Genomic DNA, 15068 nt, shown 5'->3' with positions numbered 1-15068 from the left:
TGTCAGCGGCATGGCCGGGGTCACCAGGGTTTTCGCAGCTCAGCTGTCCGGGTTGCCGGTATTCGGCCCCGACGGCGAGTCGATCGGCCGCGTCCGCGACCTGGTCGCCGGGCTGCGGCTGGACGCGCAGCCGCCGCGGATCCTCGGCCTGGTCGTCGAGCTGACCACGCGGCGGCGCGTCTTCGTCCCCATGCTTCGGGTCACCTCGATCGAACCGACCGCCGTGACGCTCGCCACCGGCTCGGTCAACATGCGCCAGTTCACCCAGCGGCCCAACGAGGTCCTGGTGCTCGGCCAGCTGCTCGACGCGCACGCCACGCTGGCCGGCTCGGACACGCGGGTCACCGTCGTCGACGCCGGGATGGAGCCGACCCGCACCCGGGACTGGGTCCTGGCCAAGCTCGCCATCCGGGAGCGGCGCGGGGGCCTGGGCCGCCGCCGGTCGGCGATGCAGGTGCTGCCGTGGCCGGAGGTGGCCGGGCTGGGGCTCACCGACCTCACCGGCCAGCCCCAGGGCGCCGGGCAGCTGCTGATGCTGTTCGACACGATGCGCCCGGCCGACATCGCCGCGACCGTGCGCGACCTGCCGCTCAAGCGGCGGCACGAGGTCGCCGACGCGATGGACGACGAGCGCCTCGCCGACGTCATCGAGGAACTGCCGGACGACGACCAGAAGGAGCTGCTGGCCTACCTGGCCGAGGAGCGCGCGGCCGACGTCCTGGAGGCGATGAACCCCGACGACGCGGCCGACCTGCTGGCCGAGCTCGCGCCGGCCGACCAGAGCCGGCTGCTGGAGCTGATGGAGCCGGAGGAGTCCGCGCCGGTCAGGCGGCTGCTGGAGTACTCGTCCGACACCGCGGGCGGCCTGATGACGCCGGAGCCGGTGGTGCTGACCCCGGACACGACGATCGCCGAAGCACTGGCCCACATCCGCAACGCCGAGCTGCCGCCGGCGCTGGCCAGCATGGTGTTCGTCTGCCGCCCGCCGACCGCGACGCCGACCGGCCGCTACGTCGGCGTCGTCCACTTCCAGCGGCTCCTGCGGGAGCCGCCGGCGGAGCTGGTGGCGAGCGCCGTGGACACCGGGCTCCCGCCGCTGAAACCGGGCGCCTCGCTCGCCGAGGTCACGCGGTACTTCGCGGCTTACAACCTGACCTGCGGACCGGTCATCGACGCCGAGGACCACCTGATCGGCGCGGTGACCGTCGACGACGTCCTCGACCACCTGCTGCCCGAGGACTGGCGCGAGACCGGTCTGCACGACACCTTGGAGGAAGACCGTGCCTGAGCTGACTTCGGGACGGCGGCTCGACCAGCCCCGCGGCCAGAACCGGTTCAGGCTGAACATCGACCCCGACACCTTCGGCCGGCTGTCCGAGCGGCTGGCCCGGTTCCTCGGCACCGGGAAGTACCTGTTCTGGCAGACGATGCTCGTGCTCGTCTGGGTCGTGCTGAACATCACGGCGGTGTCGCTGCAATGGGACCCGTACCCGTTCATCCTGCTCAACCTGGCGTTTTCGACGCAGGCGGCGTACGCGGCACCGCTGATCCTGCTCGCGCAGAACCGCCAGGACGACCGCGACCGCGTTTCTCTGGACGAGGATCGCAACCGCGCGGCGCAGACGAAGGCCGACACGGAGTACCTGGCCCGGGAGCTGGCGGCGCTGCGGCTGGCGATCGGCGAGGTGGCGACGCGCGACTACCTCCGCAGCGAGCTGGACCGGCTCCGCGAGGACCTGTCCATCCAGCCCAGGAAGTCCCGCACTCCTACCGGCTCGTAACATGGACGGGGTGACCAGCACCCAGCAGCTCCCCAGCGTCGACGACGTCCGCAGCGCGCTGAAGAGCGTGCAAGACCCCGAGATCCGGAAACCCATCACGGACCTGGGGATGGTCAAGGACGTGGTCGTCGGTGACGATGGCGTGGTCACGGTCGGGATCTACCTGACGGTGGCGGGCTGCCCCCTGAAAGCGACGCTGACGGCCGACACGCAGGCCGCCGTCTCGAAGCTCCCGGGTGTTTCGAACGTCCGGGTCGAGCTGGACGTGATGAGCGACGAGCAGCGCACGGAGCTGCGGAAGTCCCTGCGCGGCGACGCGGCGGAGCCGGTGATCCCGTTCGCGCAGCCGAGCTCGATGACGCGGGTGTACTGCGTGGCGTCGGGCAAGGGCGGCGTGGGCAAGTCATCGGTGACGGTCAACCTGGCGGCGGCGATGGCCGCGCGCGGCCTCTCGGTGGGTGTCGTGGACGCGGACATCTACGGCCACTCGATCCCCCGCATGCTGGGCGCGCGCGAGAAGCCGACCAAGGTCGACACGATGATCATGCCGCCGCAGGCGCACGGCGTGAAGGTGATCTCGATCGGCATGTTCACCCCGGGCAACACGCCGGTGGTGTGGCGCGGCCCGATGCTGCACCGGGCGTTGCAGCAGTTCCTGGCGGACGTGTTCTGGGGCGACCTGGACATCCTCCTGCTGGACCTCCCCCCGGGCACGGGCGACATCGCGATCTCGGTGGCCCAGCTGATCCCGAACGCGGAGATCCTGGTGGTGACAACCCCCCAGCAGGCGGCGGCCGAGGTCGCGGAGCGGGCGGGCGCGATCGCGCTGCAGACGCGTCAGCGAGTGGCCGGCGTCATCGAGAACATGTCATGGCTGGAGCAGCCCGACGGTTCCCGCCTGGAGCTGTTCGGCGCCGGCGGCGGCCAGACGGTGGCTGATTCGCTGACGAAGTCGATCGGCTCCGAGGTCCCCCTGCTCGGCCAGGTGCCGATGGACCCGAGGGTCGTCGCCCAGGGCGACGCGGGCACACCGATCGTGCTTTCCGACCCGGAGGCGCCGGCTTCGGTGGTGCTGCTGGAAGCGGCGAAGAAGCTTTCGGTCCGAGCGCGCGGGCTGGCCGGGATGATGCTGAACGTGACGCCCGCGGGCCGCTGAGGGCCGGCCGCGCGGCAGCTGCCGCGGTGTCTTGAATGACTCATTCAGGTCTTCGGAGGTCCTGAATGAGTCATTCAAGACCTCTGGCGAGCCGCAACCGGACCGGACTAGGTGGCGTCCGGGTCGATCGGCGGGCGCTCGCCCGGCTTGAGCGGCTCGGGCTGGGACTGCGTCTGGCCTGCCAGGTAGCCGTTCGAGCCGTTGGTCCCGTTCGTCGCCGTGCTGCCGCCGTTCGTGATGCCCTTCAGGCCGAGCGGGTCGGCGTCGCCGTCGAAGAGGTGCTGCGTCACGACCCGTTTCGGGTCGAAGTTGCGCAGCCCGCGCAGGTCTTCCAGCGGCTTGCGCAGCTGGTCGAACTCCGGGCCCATCTCCTCGCGGAGCTGCTCTTTGGCGCCGGTCGCGAAGTCGCGGACCTTCTTCACGCTCTTCGCGAGCCAGGACGCCGCTTCGGGAAGCCGTTCCGGGCCGAGGATGAAGAGACCGGCGATGATGAGGACGAGGATTTCCCCCCATCCGACACTGTCGAACACCCGTCTACCTCCACTCGGAACCTACCCGCCCAGGGTACCCGCCACCCGCCGCGCTCCGGCAGGCCGAACACGGGAACTCAGTCGGAAGCCAGGGTTACGTCCACGACGAAGCTCGCGCCGTCGCGCGCCAGCGACACGGGGACCACTTCGCCGACGTCGTGCGCGCGGACCGCGACCGTCAGTTCCGCGGAGTCGCGGACGAGCCGGTTCCCGATCTTCGTGATCACGTCGCCTTCCTTGATGCCCGCGTTCGCGGCCGGGCCGCCGGGCGCGACGTTCTTCACCTGCGCGCCCATCGTGGCCGAGCCGGCGACCGTCGAGGAAGCGTTGATGCCGATGTCGGCGTGCTGGACCTTGCCGTCCTTGATCAGCGCCTTCGCGATCTTGATCGCGTAGTCGCTCGGGATGGCGAAGCCGATGCCGATGCTGCCGCCGTCCGCGCCGGCCGAGCGGATCGACGAGTTGATGCCGACCAGCGCGCCGGTGGAGTCGACGAGCGCGCCGCCCGAGTTGCCGTGGTTGATGGCGGCGTCGGTCTGGATGGCCTCGTAGGTGACCGGCGGGGCGCCGTTGTCGCCGCCCGCGGTGATCGGCCGGTTCAGCGCGCTGACGATCCCGGCGGTCACCGAGTTCTGCAGCGCCAGCGGCGAGCCGATCGCCATCACGGTGTCGCCGACCTGCAGGTCCGCGGACTTGCCGATCTGCAGCACGGTCGGGTTGGTGACGTTGACCTTCACGACGGCGAGGTCGGTCTTCTGGTCGGCGCCGACGAGCTTGGCCCCGGTGCGGGTGCCGTCGATGAAGACGGCCGTGATCTTGACGCCCGGGTCAGCGGCGGCGGAGGCGATGACGTGCTCGTTGGTGAGGATGTAGCCCTGCGGGTCGATCATCACGCCGGAGCCCTGCTCACCGGAGTCGGCGCCGGGCTTGAACACCTCGAGCGAGACGACGGCGGGGGCGACGCGCTTGGCGATTTCGGCGACCGACCCGGCCGGGCGTTCCTTGCCCACCTCGGCCTCGGAGATCGTGGCGGAGCCGGTGAGCTCGCCGCCGGTGTCGGCGACCCACCAGCCGACGAATCCCCCGGCCGCACCGATGAGCAACGCGACGACACCGAGCAGGCCGAGCGCCTTCGGCTGCACGCGGCGGCCGAACAGCACCTCGGGCAGGCTGAGCAGGGCACCGGGTGGCCGCTTGGCGGGTTTCTCCTCGTCCTCGGCGGGCATCGCGGGCCCGGCGAGGACGGCGGCGGCCCCCGGATCACGCCACGGATCGCCGGTCCCGGTCCACAGGGGCGGTTCGGCGTCCGGCGCATCGCCGGTGGCTTCCCGCGGCCGTTCGAGGAGAACACCTTCGGCCCCCGGCGGCCGCCGGAAAGCCTCGGCGAGCGACTCGGGCGCGGGCGGCGCGAGGTTGACGCCGTTGGCTTTCCGCGGGGTGTAGAGCTTGTCGAATGCGCCGTCGACCCCGTGCGGCCTGCCGAACACGACGGCCTGCGCCGGATCGACAGCCGGCCGCGCGAGCGGCCGCGGACCCAGCCGGTCGGCTTCGTGCGCGCCGGGCTGCTCGGGATTCTCGTTCGGCTCGGTCATCATTCCCCGGTGCAGAAGATCAGGTGGCTGGGCGTGACGATACCCAAGCCCAGTGCTCCGAGTCTGCCGGTCCGCCAGTGAAATGGCTGTTTCTTGGCGAGGCGTGGGTGGGGTCTCACGGAGTTGCCCACAGGGCGGCGGCAATGTGGACAGGTCGGCGGCCTGGGAAGGTGATCAGGGGTTTTCGTCAGTGGGCACCGATAGACTGGACTGGGGACGCCCCCCAGGGAGGGTGGGGGCTGCGTTCGGGGCGAGGGCGCCTCGGGAGCAGCGGCCGCGCCCCGGCGCGAGAGGGCCGGTAGGCGCACGACGAAGGCCGCCGCGAGGATCCCTCACAGCGGCCTTCACAGACCCGCGAAAATCAGCCTCAGCGAATGCCGGCCGGAACCGCGACCGGTGTAGTGGTCGGCGCGATCGAAGTCGGCACCTGGTGCTGGGGTACCGCCATCTGGGCCGGGAGCAGGTTCGCCGGCTGGGGCGCTCCGCCGCCCGTCTCCGGGACTCCGTCTCCGCCGTCCGCGGACGTGCCCACCAGCGCCAGCGCGCTCAGCACCAGCCCGGACACCACTACACCCGCTCCCTGCGCCGCGCGGCGCTTGAAACGGCCGCCGCCCAGGACGTTCGGGGACTGGCCCAGCGGTGCCGACGATCCCAGCGGCGCCACGCCGCCCAGGACGCCCGCGTCGCGCAGGCCCGCGACGCGGTCGGGACGCTGGACCGCGACCAGCTGGCCGTCGGCCGTGATCGCCAGGTTGTCCGGGGTGCTCGGCAGCTCCGTGTGCTGCGGGATGGACTGCAGGCTCGCCAGGAAGCCCGCCGACATCGACGGCGCCGACGCGTGGCGGATCGCTTCCATCGTCTGACGCTGCGCGCGTACTTCGGCCGCGCATGCCGCGCAGCGGGTGATGTGCGATGCCGCGCGGTCGCGGGCGCCGTGCGAGAGCTCGCCGTCGACGAACGCCACCACGACGTCCGGCAACAGGTGCGACTCGGCGAGTCCCCAGCCTCGCGGTGCGGTCATACCGTCACCTTCGCAGATTCCGGTGTGTAAGTGCGCCGACGCTCCAGCGAAGCGCGCAGTGCCTGGCGGCCGCGGTGGATCCGGCTGCGGACGGTGCCCAGCTTGACACTCAGCGTCGCGCCGATCTCCTCGTACGACAGCCCTTCGACGTCACACAGCACGACGGCGGCGCGGAACTCCGGGGGCAGCTCGTCGAGTGCCGCCTGCAGGTCCGGGTCCAGGTGGGTGTCCGAGTAGACCTGCTCGGGGCTCGGGTCGTCGCCTACGATGCGGTCGGTGTCTTCGGGCAGGCCTTCCATCCGCACGCGCGAGCGGCGGCGGGCCATGTCCAGGAACAAGTTGGTGGTGATCCGGTGCAGCCAGCCCTCGAACGTGCCCGGCTTGTACGACGCCAGCGAGCGGAAGACCCGGATGAAGGTCTCCTGCGTCAGGTCCTCGGCGTCGTGCGTGTTGCCGGTCAGGCGGTAGGCGAGCCGGTAGACCCGGTCACCGTGTTCGCGGACGACCTCGTCCCAGGACGGCGGCGTCCAGGCCGCCTCGTCCAAGGTCACGGGCTGAACCGCGACAGCGTCATCGGCAACGGCGTTCTGCATCGCGGGAGCAGGCACCTCCATCTGCGTTTCTCCTGTCTGCTCCACCCAACGCGGGCTGTGGCCACGGTGTTCCCCGTGTGCTCGGATTTCAGTCTCTCCGGACTCCTTATGGTTCTAGTGAGACTGGACTGAGAGCAGGCTGAGAACTTCTTCCCGGGTGCTTACCAGGGAGCCTGCGCGGATTTATCGACAACCAACGCTAACCTCCGTGCGTGAACACGCCCACCCCTGCGGCCGCACCGGCCGATTCCGGGTTCGTCGACGGGTACCTGCCCGACGACGAGGTGCTGTCTTCGGCGCGAGCACGGGCCGAGGACCTGGGCTGCACCCCGCTCAGCGCGGGTGCGGGCGCGACGCTGCGTTTCCTGGCCGCGACGCTGCGTGCGAAGGCGGTCGTCGAGGTCGGCACCGGCGCCGGAGTGAGCGGGCTGAGCCTGCTGCGCGGGATGGCGCCCGACGGCGTGCTGACCTCGATCGACGTCGAACCGGAGTACCAGCGGGCCGCGCGTGCGACGTTCCGCGAGGCCGGGTTCGCGCCGGGCCGCACCCGGCTGATCATCGGCCGGGCGCTCGACGTGCTGCAGCGCCTCACGCCGGGCGGCTACGACCTGGTGTTCGTCGACTCCGCGCACATCGAGTACCCCGGCTGCTACGAGCTGGGCGTGTCGCTGCTGCGGCGCGGCGGAATCATCGCGTTCCACAACGTGCTGGCCGGCGGCCGGGTGATCGACCCGTCCCACCGCGACCCCGAGACCCTCGCCCTGCGCGAGGTGGCGCGCGCTTTCCGCGAGGACGAACGCCTGGTCCCGGCCCTCCTGCCAGTAGGCGGCGGCCTGCTGGTCGCGGCGGCGATCTGAGCAGTTGTCCACAGGCCCGTCGAGTTGTGGACAACTCGCCGTTGGCGGCCGGGTCCGTCGGTGGGTGCCGATAGACTGGACGTGGGGTCGCCCCCCGGGACGGGTGGGGGCTGCGTAGGGGCGGCCGGTTCGCGGGTCGGTGGCTCGCCGGAGGTCTTGAATGACTCATTCAAGACCTCCGAAGACCTGAATGACTCATTCAAGACACCGCGGTAGCGGCGGGGACGGCCTGGCTCAGCCCGCGGTCACCAGCTCGCGCCGTGGCACGCGCACCCGCGTCGCGGCGCCGACCACCGCCACAGCCAGCAGCAGCCACGCCGCGACCACGGCGATCAGCCACGCCCACCCCGCATGGCCGTACACCCATGCTCCGGCCGCGCCGCCCACGCTGCTGCCGAGGTAGTACGACGCCGTGTACGTGCCGCCGACCTGGCCGCGTGCGTCCTCGGGGGCCTCCGCCGCCGCCCAGCCGTTCGCGACCGCGTGCGCCGCGAAGAATGCGCATGTCAGGAGCAGGAATCCGGCGATCACCAGCGGTAACGAGTCGGGCAGGGTCAGCGTCGCGCCGGCCGCTGTCAGCAGCAGTGAGCCGATCAGTGCCCGGCGGCGGCCCACCCGGGCCACCAGGCGTCCGGCCGCGGCCGACGACACCGAACCGGTTGCGTAGGCGAGGAACACCAGCGACGCCACCGCCGGGGACAAGTGCAGCGGATCGCCGGTCAGCCGGAAGCCCGCCGCGTTGTAGAGGGCGACGAACGAACCCATGGCGAGCAGCGCGACGGCGTACTGGGCCAGCAGCACCGGGCGGCGCAGCGCCGTGACCAGGCCGGTCGCCACCGTCCGGAGCCGGACCTTCCTGCGGCTGGTGCCCGGCGGCAGCGTCACAACGGTGATCGCCGAGCACACCGCACCCACCCCCGCGACGACGTACAGCGCGCCGCGCCAGCCGAGCGGTCCGGCGGTGAACCCGCTGGCCAGCCTGCCGAGCATGCCGCCGACCGTGTTGCCCGCGATCATCGCGCCGACCGCCGCGGCGACGCCCGCGCGGCCGAGCCGTTCGGCCAGGTACGCGGCCGCGACCCCGGGGAAGCCGGCGATGGCGATGCCCTGGAGCGCCCGCATGACCAGCAGCGCGGGGTACGTCGGCATCAGCGGCACCAGCAGCCCGAACACGACCGACGCGACGACGGACGTCAGGATCACCGGCCGGCGGCCGACGACCTCGGACAACGCGGCGATCGGCAGGACGGCGATGGCGAGCGCGCCGGTCGCGACGCTGATCGCCAGCGCCGCGCCGCCGGGGTCGAGGTGGTACTGCGCGGCGAGCTGCGGCAGCACCGGCTGCGGGGCGTAGAGCAGGGCGAAGGAGGAGATCCCGGCTGCGGCGACAGCGGTCTTGACTCGGCGCGTGGTCACGCCGTTGAAAGTAAGGAAGGCTAATCAATACGTCTAATGCGCTCGTCTGGAATGATTGATGCGGTGACGTATGACTCACTGTCGGCGCAGGTCGCGCCGCACCTGCCGTTACTCGCCGCGCTGCGGGAGACGAGGAACATCACACGGGCGGCGGAGCTGCTGGGCGTGCCGCAGCCGACCGTGAGCCGCCGTCTCGCGGCGCTGGCCGACGCGCTGGGAGCGCCGCTGACGGTCCCCGACGGCCGCGGCATCCGGCTCACGCGGGCGGCGGAACTCCTGGCGGAGGCGGCTTCACGCGGCCTGGCGGCGGTCGAGAACGGCGTCCGGCTGGCGCGCGAGGAGGTGTCGCCGGAGTCGGGTCACGTCGTGCTCGGGTTCCTGCACCTGCTGGGGCGGTCGCTGGTGCCTTCGCTGCTGCGCGGCCACCGGGCGCGGTATCCGGGTGTGCGGTTCACGCTGGTCCAGGGCTCGCGGCAGGACATGGTCGACCGGCTGGCCGGCGGCGAGCTGGATCTGGCGCTGGTGGCGCCGCTGCCCGCCGTTCCGTCCTTGACCTCGGCGGGCCTGGTGGACGAGGAGATCCTGCTGTCGGTCCCGGCGGGCCACCGCCTGGCGGGGCGGCACTCGGTGCGGGTGGCCGAGCTGGCGGACGAGGAGTTCGTGCTGCTCGAGCAGGGCTACGGGGTGCGGACGCTGACGGACGAGCTCTGCGCGGCGGCGGGCTTCACGCCGAAGATCGCGTTCGAGGGCCAGGAGTCGGACACGGTGCGCGGCCTGGTGGCCGCGGGGCTGGGGGTGGCGTTGCTGCCGCGGTTCGGGCCGGGGACACCGGCGGGCGTGGCGGAGGTGCCGCTGTCGCCGCGGCCGTACCGGACGATCGGCCTGGTGTGGCGGGCCGAGGAGCCGATGACCCCGGCGGTGACCGGCTTCCGCGACCACGTCCTGACGACGGCCGAGGCAAGTCCATGAGGGGCACCCTCATGGACGGGAAAGCCATGAGAGTGCCCCTCATGAATCACCCCAGCGAAGCCGCCAGCTCGACCAGGGTGCGAGCCGCGAAGCCTGTCGCGCCTGGGACCACGTCGTCGTAGTTCTTCTCCGATCGGGCCGGGCCCGCGATGTCCAGGTGCGCCCAGGGCAGACCGGCCGTGAACTCGCGCAGGAACAGCGCCGCCGTGATGCCGCCCGGGCCCGGCGGGGTCTGGCGGACGTCGCCGAACTCGCCGCGGACGTTGTCCGCGTAGTCCTCCACCAACGGCATCCGCCACCACGCCTCGCCCACCCGCGAGCCGGCCGCGGACACCAGCGCGGCCAACGAGTCGTCGGAAGCGAACAGGCCGCCCGTGCGCAGCCCCAGCGAGACCTTCATCGCGCCCGTCAACGTCGCCGCGTCGACCACGTAGTCCGGGGTGAACCGCTCGATGCCGTACACCAACGCGTCGGCCAGGACCATGCGGCCTTCCGCGTCCGTGTTCGCCACCTCGGTCGTCTTGCCGCCGTAGTGGCGGACGATGTCGCCGGGCCGGTACGACGATCCCGAGACGTGGTTCTCCGCCGCCGGCACCAAGGCCGTCACGCGGACCGGCAGCTCCAAAGCGGCGATCGCGCGGGTCGCCGCGATCACCGCCGCGCCGCCCGCCATGTCCGTGCGCATCAGGTGCATGCCGTCGGCCGGCTTGATCGACAGGCCGCCCGTGTCGAACGTGATGCCCTTGCCCACCAGCAGAAGATGCCGGGAAGCCCCCTGCGGCCGGTACGCCAGCTCGATCAGCCGGGGCGGCCGGGCCGAACCGCCGCCCACCGCCAGGATGCCGCCGAAGCCCTGCGCCGCCAGCCACTTCTCGTCCCGGACCGTCACGTCGACAAGCGGGCCGGCCACCCGGGCAGCCGTGTCCGCCAGCCACGCCGGCGTCTTCACGTTGGACGGCGTGTTCGCGAGGTCGCGGGTCAGCGCCGTCGCCGCGGCCAGCTGCGCGGCGCGGGAAACCAGCTCGCCGAACGCCGGGTTCTCGGTCACCAGCCGGACCGTGCGCACCGACGGCTTCGGGTCCTCGCCGGACACCTTGTACCGGTAGCCGCCGAGCAGAAGGCCCAGCGCCAGCTCGGTGACGTGCTCGCCGTCCGCCTCCTCGGGCAGCGCGAGCTGCACCGCGCGGAACGCCTTGCCGCCGTGGTCGACATCGTCGGCCAGGGCCGCGTTCACCGCGCGGACCAGCGCCGCGCCGGTTTTGCGGTACTCCTTCGGCTCACCGCCGCCGAGCCCCGCGACCCAGCGGGGGCCGTCGCCGGGCACCGTCTGGACGGTGCCCGCCTTGCCGCTGATCCGGACGCCCTCGATCTCCAAGGGCTCGACGTCATCGTTGTCGGGAGCCGCCACCAGCCGGGCCGTCGGGACGCCGCGGCGGAGCTCCGCCGCGACCTCGATGTCGAGCAGAGTAGTCGGAACGGGCGGTAGCGGATTACGCACAGTGAGCAACCTTCGGGCGCAGAGGAACCGCGACCCCGGCCTCCGAAGGGAGACCGGGGTGCGACGGAAGGACGGTTCGAGGGGGCCTGCTCAGCCGGTGACCTCCGCCAGCGCGGCGCCGAGGTCCTTCGCTTCTTCCGCAGAGAGTTCGACGACGAGTCGCCCACCACCCTCGAGCGGTACGCGCATCACGAGGCCCCGCCCCTCCTTAGTCACTTCGAGGGGACCATCTCCGGTCCGGGGCTTCATGGCCGCCATAGCGTGCTCCCTCCGTCTCAACCGGCGCGCCCGGGTCGCGCTCGCGTGAAAGCCAGCCGGGTCTGGTGTCCATTGTCCCTCATCAGCGGCCGGGCGCATCAGCGGAGGGGATCTTTTGCCGCCGTATCGGTGCTGGTATGCGGCCCGCGCGAGGTGAAAGACTCTCGGCCGACCGAAGTTTTCCGCGCAAGGAGAAGACGTGACCACATCCGACGTCCTGGTGACCGCCGACGCCGACGGGGTGCGCACCCTCACCCTCAACCGGCCCCAGGCGTACAACTCGCTGACCGTCGAGCTGAAGGAAGCACTGCTCGCGGCGCTGCGCGAGGCGGCGGACGACGAAGGAGTCCGCGCGGTCGTGCTGACCGGTTCCGGCAAGGCGTTCTGCGCCGGCCAGGATTTGAAGGAGCACGTGGGACTGCTGCAAGCGGGTGACCCCGCTCCGCTACACACGGTGAAGGAACACTACAACCCGATCGTCAAGACGATCGTGGAAATGCCGAAGCCGGTCGTCGCGGCGGTCAACGGCACCGCCGCCGGCGCCGGGGCCGCTTTCGCCTACGCCAGCGACCTGCGGATCGCCGCCGAGTCGTCGTCGTTCCTGATGGCGTTCGCCAACGTCGGGCTCGGCCCGGACTCCGGCGCGTCGTGGACGCTGCAGCGGCTGGTCGGCTACGGCCGCGCCGCCGAGCTGATGCTGCTGGCCCGCACCGTCGATTCGGCCGAAGCGCTGCGGCTCGGCCTGGTCGGCGAGGTCGTGCCGGACGAGGAACTGCCGGCCCGCGCCCAGAAGATCGCGGCGAAGCTCGCGGCCGGCCCGACCGTCGCCTACGCGAAGATCAAGGGCGTGCTCAACCTGGCCGCCCAGTCGACGTTCGACGAGGCACTGGCCGCCGAGGACGCCGCCCAGACCGCGCTCGGCGCGACCGCCGACCACACCGAGGCCGTCGAGGCCTTCGTCGGCAAGCGCAAGCCGGCCTTCCAGGGCAAGTGACGTCGTGAGTGAGAAACAGTGTTCTAACACTGTTTCTCACTCACGAGGCCCGGAAGCAGCCCTGGATATGGTCGTCGACCATGCCGGTGGCCTGCATCAGCGCGTAGCAGGTCGTAGGACCGAGGAAGACGAAGCCGCGCTTCTTCAGTTCCTTCGCCATCGCCTTGGACTCGTCCGTGATCGCCGGGACGTCGGCCATCGAGGCAGGCCGCTTGTGCGAAGCGGGCGCGAACGACCACAGCAGCTCGTCCAGCGGCGTGTCGAGCGAAGCGATCGCCTGCGCGTTCTTGATCGCGGCCAGGATCTTCGCCCGGTTCCGCACGATCGACGCGTCCTGCATCAGCCGCTCGACGTCGGCGTCGCCGAACTTCGCCACCTTCGCCGGCTTGAACTGCTTGAACGCCTTCCGGAACGCCTCCCGCTTGCGCAGGATCGTGATCCACGACAGGCCCGACTGGAACGACTCGAGGCACAGCCGTTCGTACAGTTCGTCCTGGCCGTGAAGCGGCACGCCCCACTCTTCGTCGTGGTAGGCCACGTAGTCCGGGGCCGAATTGCCCCAGCTGCACCGCGGAAGGCCGTCGGTGCCGATCAGTTCAGTCATTCCCGCCCACCGAATAGTTCTCCGCGAACCGCGCGAACCGCCGCAGCGACTGGCGCACCCCCAGCACGAACACCGGCCGCGCCACCGGCCAGCCGAGCCTGCCCAGCGGCCCGAACGGCAGCCGCAGGTGCTCGGCCCAGACGAACGTCGAGCGCGTCGCGCCCTTCGGCACCACCTGGAACACGCCGGTGCCCTGGACGACGCTGCCGAGATGCCGCATCGTGCACCGCACCGGCGGCTCCCAGCCGGTGATCTCCATGGTGTCGGTGAAGCCGATGCCGGCCACCCCGGTGAACGCCGCCAGCCGCGACCCGACGCTGCGGCCGTTGCCCTCGACGACCTCGACCTCGGTGCCGAGCATCCACTCGCCCTGACGCGTCCAGTCGGTCAGCGCGAGCCAGGTCGTCCCGGCCGGCGCGCGGACGTCGACCGAGAGCACCAGGTCCGTCACGGGGCACCCTCGGCCGAGCTCTCCCGCTCCCGCTCACGCTGCTCCAGCTCGGCGACGCGGGCGCGCAGCTCGTCGAGCTCGGCGCCGAGCCGCCGCATCACCCAGTCCACTTCGGACATCTTGTAGCCGCGCAAGACCAGCTGGAAGCGGACGTCCTGCAGGTCTTCGCCGGTGATGTCCTCGGCGGGCAGCCGCGTCGGCGAACTGCCCGGAGGCAGCGGGGCGAGCTCCTCACCCCGGCCGAACACCACCGCGGCGAGCAGGAACACCACGGCCGCCACCAGCAGCATGACTACGAGGTAGATCAGCGCGGTCGTCACGCGACGATCGTGGCATACCCGCCCCAGGAACGTCTCGCGAGCACGACGAGCCGGAGGGAAAGCGCCACCCACGCGAGCATCAGGAGCGCGCACGGGACGCTGAGGAACAGCCTCGAGACGTCGACGAAGCCGGTCGCCGCGATCAGCAGCCCGAGCGACCCGAGATTGATGCCCACGGCGACGGCGATCAGCAGCCCGCAGAACCGGGACAGCCGGGTCCCGTCGAGGCGACGGCTGAGCCAGCGGGTGCCGAGCAGCGCGAGCAGGCCGATCACCGGTACGAGGAACACCGAGCCGTGGGAGACGCGCGTGATCACCATGTACCACCCGGGGGACGGCGTCGGCAGCTTCGTCCACGCGCCGAAGGTGAGGATCCGCGCGTAGTCCCACGCGATCTGCATCGCCGGGACGCCGAGGACGAGCTTCCACAGCGTGCGGACGCCACTGAGCATGGCCAGCTCGGCCTGGTAGTCGTGGGCGACGACCGCCGCCGGGCCGAAGTCGGCGACCGCGCGCCGCTCGGCTTCTTCGTCGTTCCACCCGCCGGCACGGTAGGCGTCGGCCGCGTCGTTCAGGCCGTCGCGTGCCTCGCCCAGCAGGTCGGCCTTGAACCGGCCGCAGCCGCGCAGCCTGCGGTCCAGGTCCCCCAGGTACTCGTCGATCATGTGCCCAGCACTCCCCCGATGACCGTGGTGAACTCCCGCCACTCGGTGCGTTCGGCGGCCAGGGCCTGTTCGCCGGAGCCGGTGAGGCGGTAGGTGCGCCGCTTGCGCCCGGACACGACGTCCCACTCGCTGGCCAGCCAGCCGGCCCGCTCGAGCCGGCGCAGCGCCGGGTAGACGGTGCCGGTCGGCAGGTCGAGCGCGCCGTCGCTGCGCAGCTGGAGCGCCTCGATGATCGCGTAGCCGTGCAGTTTCCGGCCATCGAGCACGGCCAGCAGCAAGGCGTCGAGGTGCCCGCGCAAGGTGTCCGGCTTCATGAGTACGCAGTCTACACGTCGCCTAGCTACATGTAGACAGACTACGTGT

Annotated in this window: 18 protein-coding genes; 6 read left to right on the top strand and 12 right to left on the bottom strand. The window is 71.5% G+C overall.

Annotation, left to right across the window (positions count from 1 at the left end; genetic code table 11):
* Window positions 1–10: 10 nt before the first annotated feature.
* Genes A3CE_RS0128800 through A3CE_RS0128790 form a run of 3 tightly spaced genes read left to right on the top strand, consistent with a single transcriptional unit; the run spans window position 11 to window position 2937 of the window.
* Complete coding sequence (locus A3CE_RS0128800) at window positions 11–1288, top strand: magnesium transporter MgtE N-terminal domain-containing protein (RefSeq protein ID WP_020643567.1); 1278 nt, start codon at window positions 11–13, stop codon at window positions 1286–1288.
* On the top strand, window positions 1281–1781 hold the full coding sequence (locus tag A3CE_RS0128795; protein ID WP_020643566.1) for a DUF1003 domain-containing protein: 501 nt from the start codon (window positions 1281–1283) through the stop codon (window positions 1779–1781). The genes A3CE_RS0128800 and A3CE_RS0128795 overlap by 8 nt, the downstream gene beginning before the upstream one ends.
* A gap of 10 nt (window positions 1782–1791) precedes the next feature.
* Window positions 1792–2937 (top strand): Mrp/NBP35 family ATP-binding protein, encoded by a 1146-nt coding sequence (locus A3CE_RS0128790; protein ID WP_026468968.1) that lies wholly within the window; start codon window positions 1792–1794, stop codon window positions 2935–2937.
* 107 nt (window positions 2938–3044) lie between these two features.
* Here A3CE_RS0128790 and tatB read toward each other — a convergent pair whose 3' ends face one another.
* The 4 genes from tatB to sigE form a co-directional block, all read right to left on the bottom strand.
* The gene (tatB, locus tag A3CE_RS0128785; RefSeq protein ID WP_020643564.1) at window positions 3045–3467 is read right to left on the bottom strand and encodes a Sec-independent protein translocase protein TatB; all 423 of its coding nucleotides are present in this window, start codon (window positions 3465–3467) and stop codon (window positions 3045–3047) included.
* Window positions 3468–3544: 77 nt separating this feature from the next.
* Window positions 3545–5062 (bottom strand): S1C family serine protease, encoded by a 1518-nt coding sequence (locus A3CE_RS0128780; RefSeq protein ID WP_020643563.1) that lies wholly within the window; start codon window positions 5060–5062, stop codon window positions 3545–3547.
* A 364-nt stretch (window positions 5063–5426) separates the two neighbouring features.
* Window positions 5427–6080, bottom strand: coding sequence for an anti-sigma factor family protein (locus tag A3CE_RS0128775; protein WP_020643562.1), 654 nt, complete (start codon window positions 6078–6080; stop codon window positions 5427–5429).
* A complete protein-coding gene (gene sigE, locus A3CE_RS0128770) occupies window positions 6077–6694 on the bottom strand; it encodes an RNA polymerase sigma factor SigE (RefSeq protein ID WP_026468967.1) in 618 nt (205 codons plus the stop codon). Before sigE ends, A3CE_RS0128775 begins: the two co-directional genes overlap by 4 nt.
* A 191-nt stretch (window positions 6695–6885) precedes the next feature.
* Between sigE and A3CE_RS0128765 the strand changes: the two genes are divergently transcribed.
* Window positions 6886–7530, top strand: a complete 645-nt coding sequence (locus A3CE_RS0128765; RefSeq protein ID WP_020643560.1) for an O-methyltransferase — start codon at window positions 6886–6888, stop codon at window positions 7528–7530.
* Between the two features lie 234 nt (window positions 7531–7764).
* On the opposite strand, the gene A3CE_RS0128760 is transcribed toward A3CE_RS0128765, so the two are convergent.
* Window positions 7765–8946 carry an MFS transporter gene (locus tag A3CE_RS0128760; protein ID WP_020643559.1) on the bottom strand — a complete coding sequence of 394 codons (1182 nt, stop codon included), beginning with the start codon at window positions 8944–8946 and terminating at the stop codon, window positions 7765–7767.
* Between the two features lie 51 nt (window positions 8947–8997).
* Between A3CE_RS0128760 and A3CE_RS0128755 the strand changes: the two genes are divergently transcribed.
* Window positions 8998–9915: a LysR family transcriptional regulator gene (locus A3CE_RS0128755; protein WP_020643558.1), complete on the top strand. Its 918-nt coding sequence runs from the start codon at window positions 8998–9000 to the stop codon at window positions 9913–9915.
* 46 nt (window positions 9916–9961) lie between these two features.
* Here the strand turns inward: A3CE_RS0128755 and A3CE_RS0128750 are convergent, their stop codons facing one another.
* Window positions 9962–11413 (bottom strand): leucyl aminopeptidase family protein, encoded by a 1452-nt coding sequence (locus A3CE_RS0128750; RefSeq protein WP_020643557.1) that lies wholly within the window; start codon window positions 11411–11413, stop codon window positions 9962–9964.
* Between the two features lie 90 nt (window positions 11414–11503).
* Window positions 11504–11671 carry a DUF3117 domain-containing protein gene (locus tag A3CE_RS51735; protein WP_013222969.1) on the bottom strand — a complete coding sequence of 56 codons (168 nt, stop codon included), beginning with the start codon at window positions 11669–11671 and terminating at the stop codon, window positions 11504–11506.
* Between the two features lie 199 nt (window positions 11672–11870).
* Here A3CE_RS51735 and A3CE_RS0128740 point away from each other — a divergent pair, with 199 nt between their 5' ends.
* A complete protein-coding gene (locus A3CE_RS0128740) occupies window positions 11871–12665 on the top strand; it encodes an enoyl-CoA hydratase-related protein (protein WP_020643556.1) in 795 nt (264 codons plus the stop codon).
* Window positions 12666–12705: 40 nt separating this feature from the next.
* Here the strand turns inward: A3CE_RS0128740 and A3CE_RS0128735 are convergent, their stop codons facing one another.
* Genes A3CE_RS0128735 through A3CE_RS0128715 form a run of 5 tightly spaced genes read right to left on the bottom strand, consistent with a single transcriptional unit; the run spans window position 12706 to window position 15019 of the window.
* Window positions 12706–13269, bottom strand: a complete 564-nt coding sequence (locus A3CE_RS0128735; protein ID WP_020643555.1) for a DNA-3-methyladenine glycosylase I — start codon at window positions 13267–13269, stop codon at window positions 12706–12708.
* Window positions 13262–13720 (bottom strand): SRPBCC family protein, encoded by a 459-nt coding sequence (locus A3CE_RS0128730; protein ID WP_020643554.1) that lies wholly within the window; start codon window positions 13718–13720, stop codon window positions 13262–13264. Before A3CE_RS0128730 ends, A3CE_RS0128735 begins: the two co-directional genes overlap by 8 nt.
* The gene (locus A3CE_RS0128725) at window positions 13717–14040 is read right to left on the bottom strand and encodes a DivIVA domain-containing protein (RefSeq protein ID WP_020643553.1); all 324 of its coding nucleotides are present in this window, start codon (window positions 14038–14040) and stop codon (window positions 13717–13719) included. Before A3CE_RS0128725 ends, A3CE_RS0128730 begins: the two co-directional genes overlap by 4 nt.
* Window positions 14037–14705 (bottom strand): permease prefix domain 1-containing protein, encoded by a 669-nt coding sequence (locus A3CE_RS0128720; protein ID WP_020643552.1) that lies wholly within the window; start codon window positions 14703–14705, stop codon window positions 14037–14039. The genes A3CE_RS0128725 and A3CE_RS0128720 overlap by 4 nt, the downstream gene beginning before the upstream one ends.
* Window positions 14702–15019: a helix-turn-helix transcriptional regulator gene (locus A3CE_RS0128715; protein WP_020643551.1), complete on the bottom strand. Its 318-nt coding sequence runs from the start codon at window positions 15017–15019 to the stop codon at window positions 14702–14704. The genes A3CE_RS0128720 and A3CE_RS0128715 overlap by 4 nt, the downstream gene beginning before the upstream one ends.
* Between the last annotated feature and the right edge of the window lie 49 nt (window positions 15020–15068).

Origin of the sequence: Amycolatopsis balhimycina FH 1894 (assembly GCF_000384295.1) — a bacterium.
Taxonomy (GTDB): Bacteria; Actinomycetota; Actinomycetes; order Mycobacteriales; family Pseudonocardiaceae; genus Amycolatopsis; species Amycolatopsis balhimycina.
This window is presented reverse-complemented; position numbering and strand designations above follow the sequence as displayed.

Coding starts and splice junctions, on each gene's coding strand:
- A3CE_RS0128755 (WP_020643558.1), top strand. CDS start 8,998: ATGATTGATGCGGTGACGTATGACTCACTGTCGGCGCAGGTCGCGCCG.
- A3CE_RS51735 (WP_013222969.1), bottom strand. CDS start 11,671: ATGGCGGCCATGAAGCCCCGGACCGGAGATGGTCCCCTCGAAGTGACT.
- A3CE_RS0128775 (WP_020643562.1), bottom strand. CDS start 6,080: ATGACCGCACCGCGAGGCTGGGGACTCGCCGAGTCGCACCTGTTGCCG.
- A3CE_RS0128735 (WP_020643555.1), bottom strand. CDS start 13,269: ATGACTGAACTGATCGGCACCGACGGCCTTCCGCGGTGCAGCTGGGGC.
- sigE (WP_026468967.1), bottom strand. CDS start 6,694: ATGGAGGTGCCTGCTCCCGCGATGCAGAACGCCGTTGCCGATGACGCT.
- A3CE_RS0128720 (WP_020643552.1), bottom strand. CDS start 14,705: ATGATCGACGAGTACCTGGGGGACCTGGACCGCAGGCTGCGCGGCTGC.
- A3CE_RS0128780 (WP_020643563.1), bottom strand. CDS start 5,062: ATGATGACCGAGCCGAACGAGAATCCCGAGCAGCCCGGCGCGCACGAA.
- A3CE_RS0128800 (WP_020643567.1), top strand. CDS start 11: ATGGCCGGGGTCACCAGGGTTTTCGCAGCTCAGCTGTCCGGGTTGCCG.
- A3CE_RS0128715 (WP_020643551.1), bottom strand. CDS start 15,019: ATGAAGCCGGACACCTTGCGCGGGCACCTCGACGCCTTGCTGCTGGCC.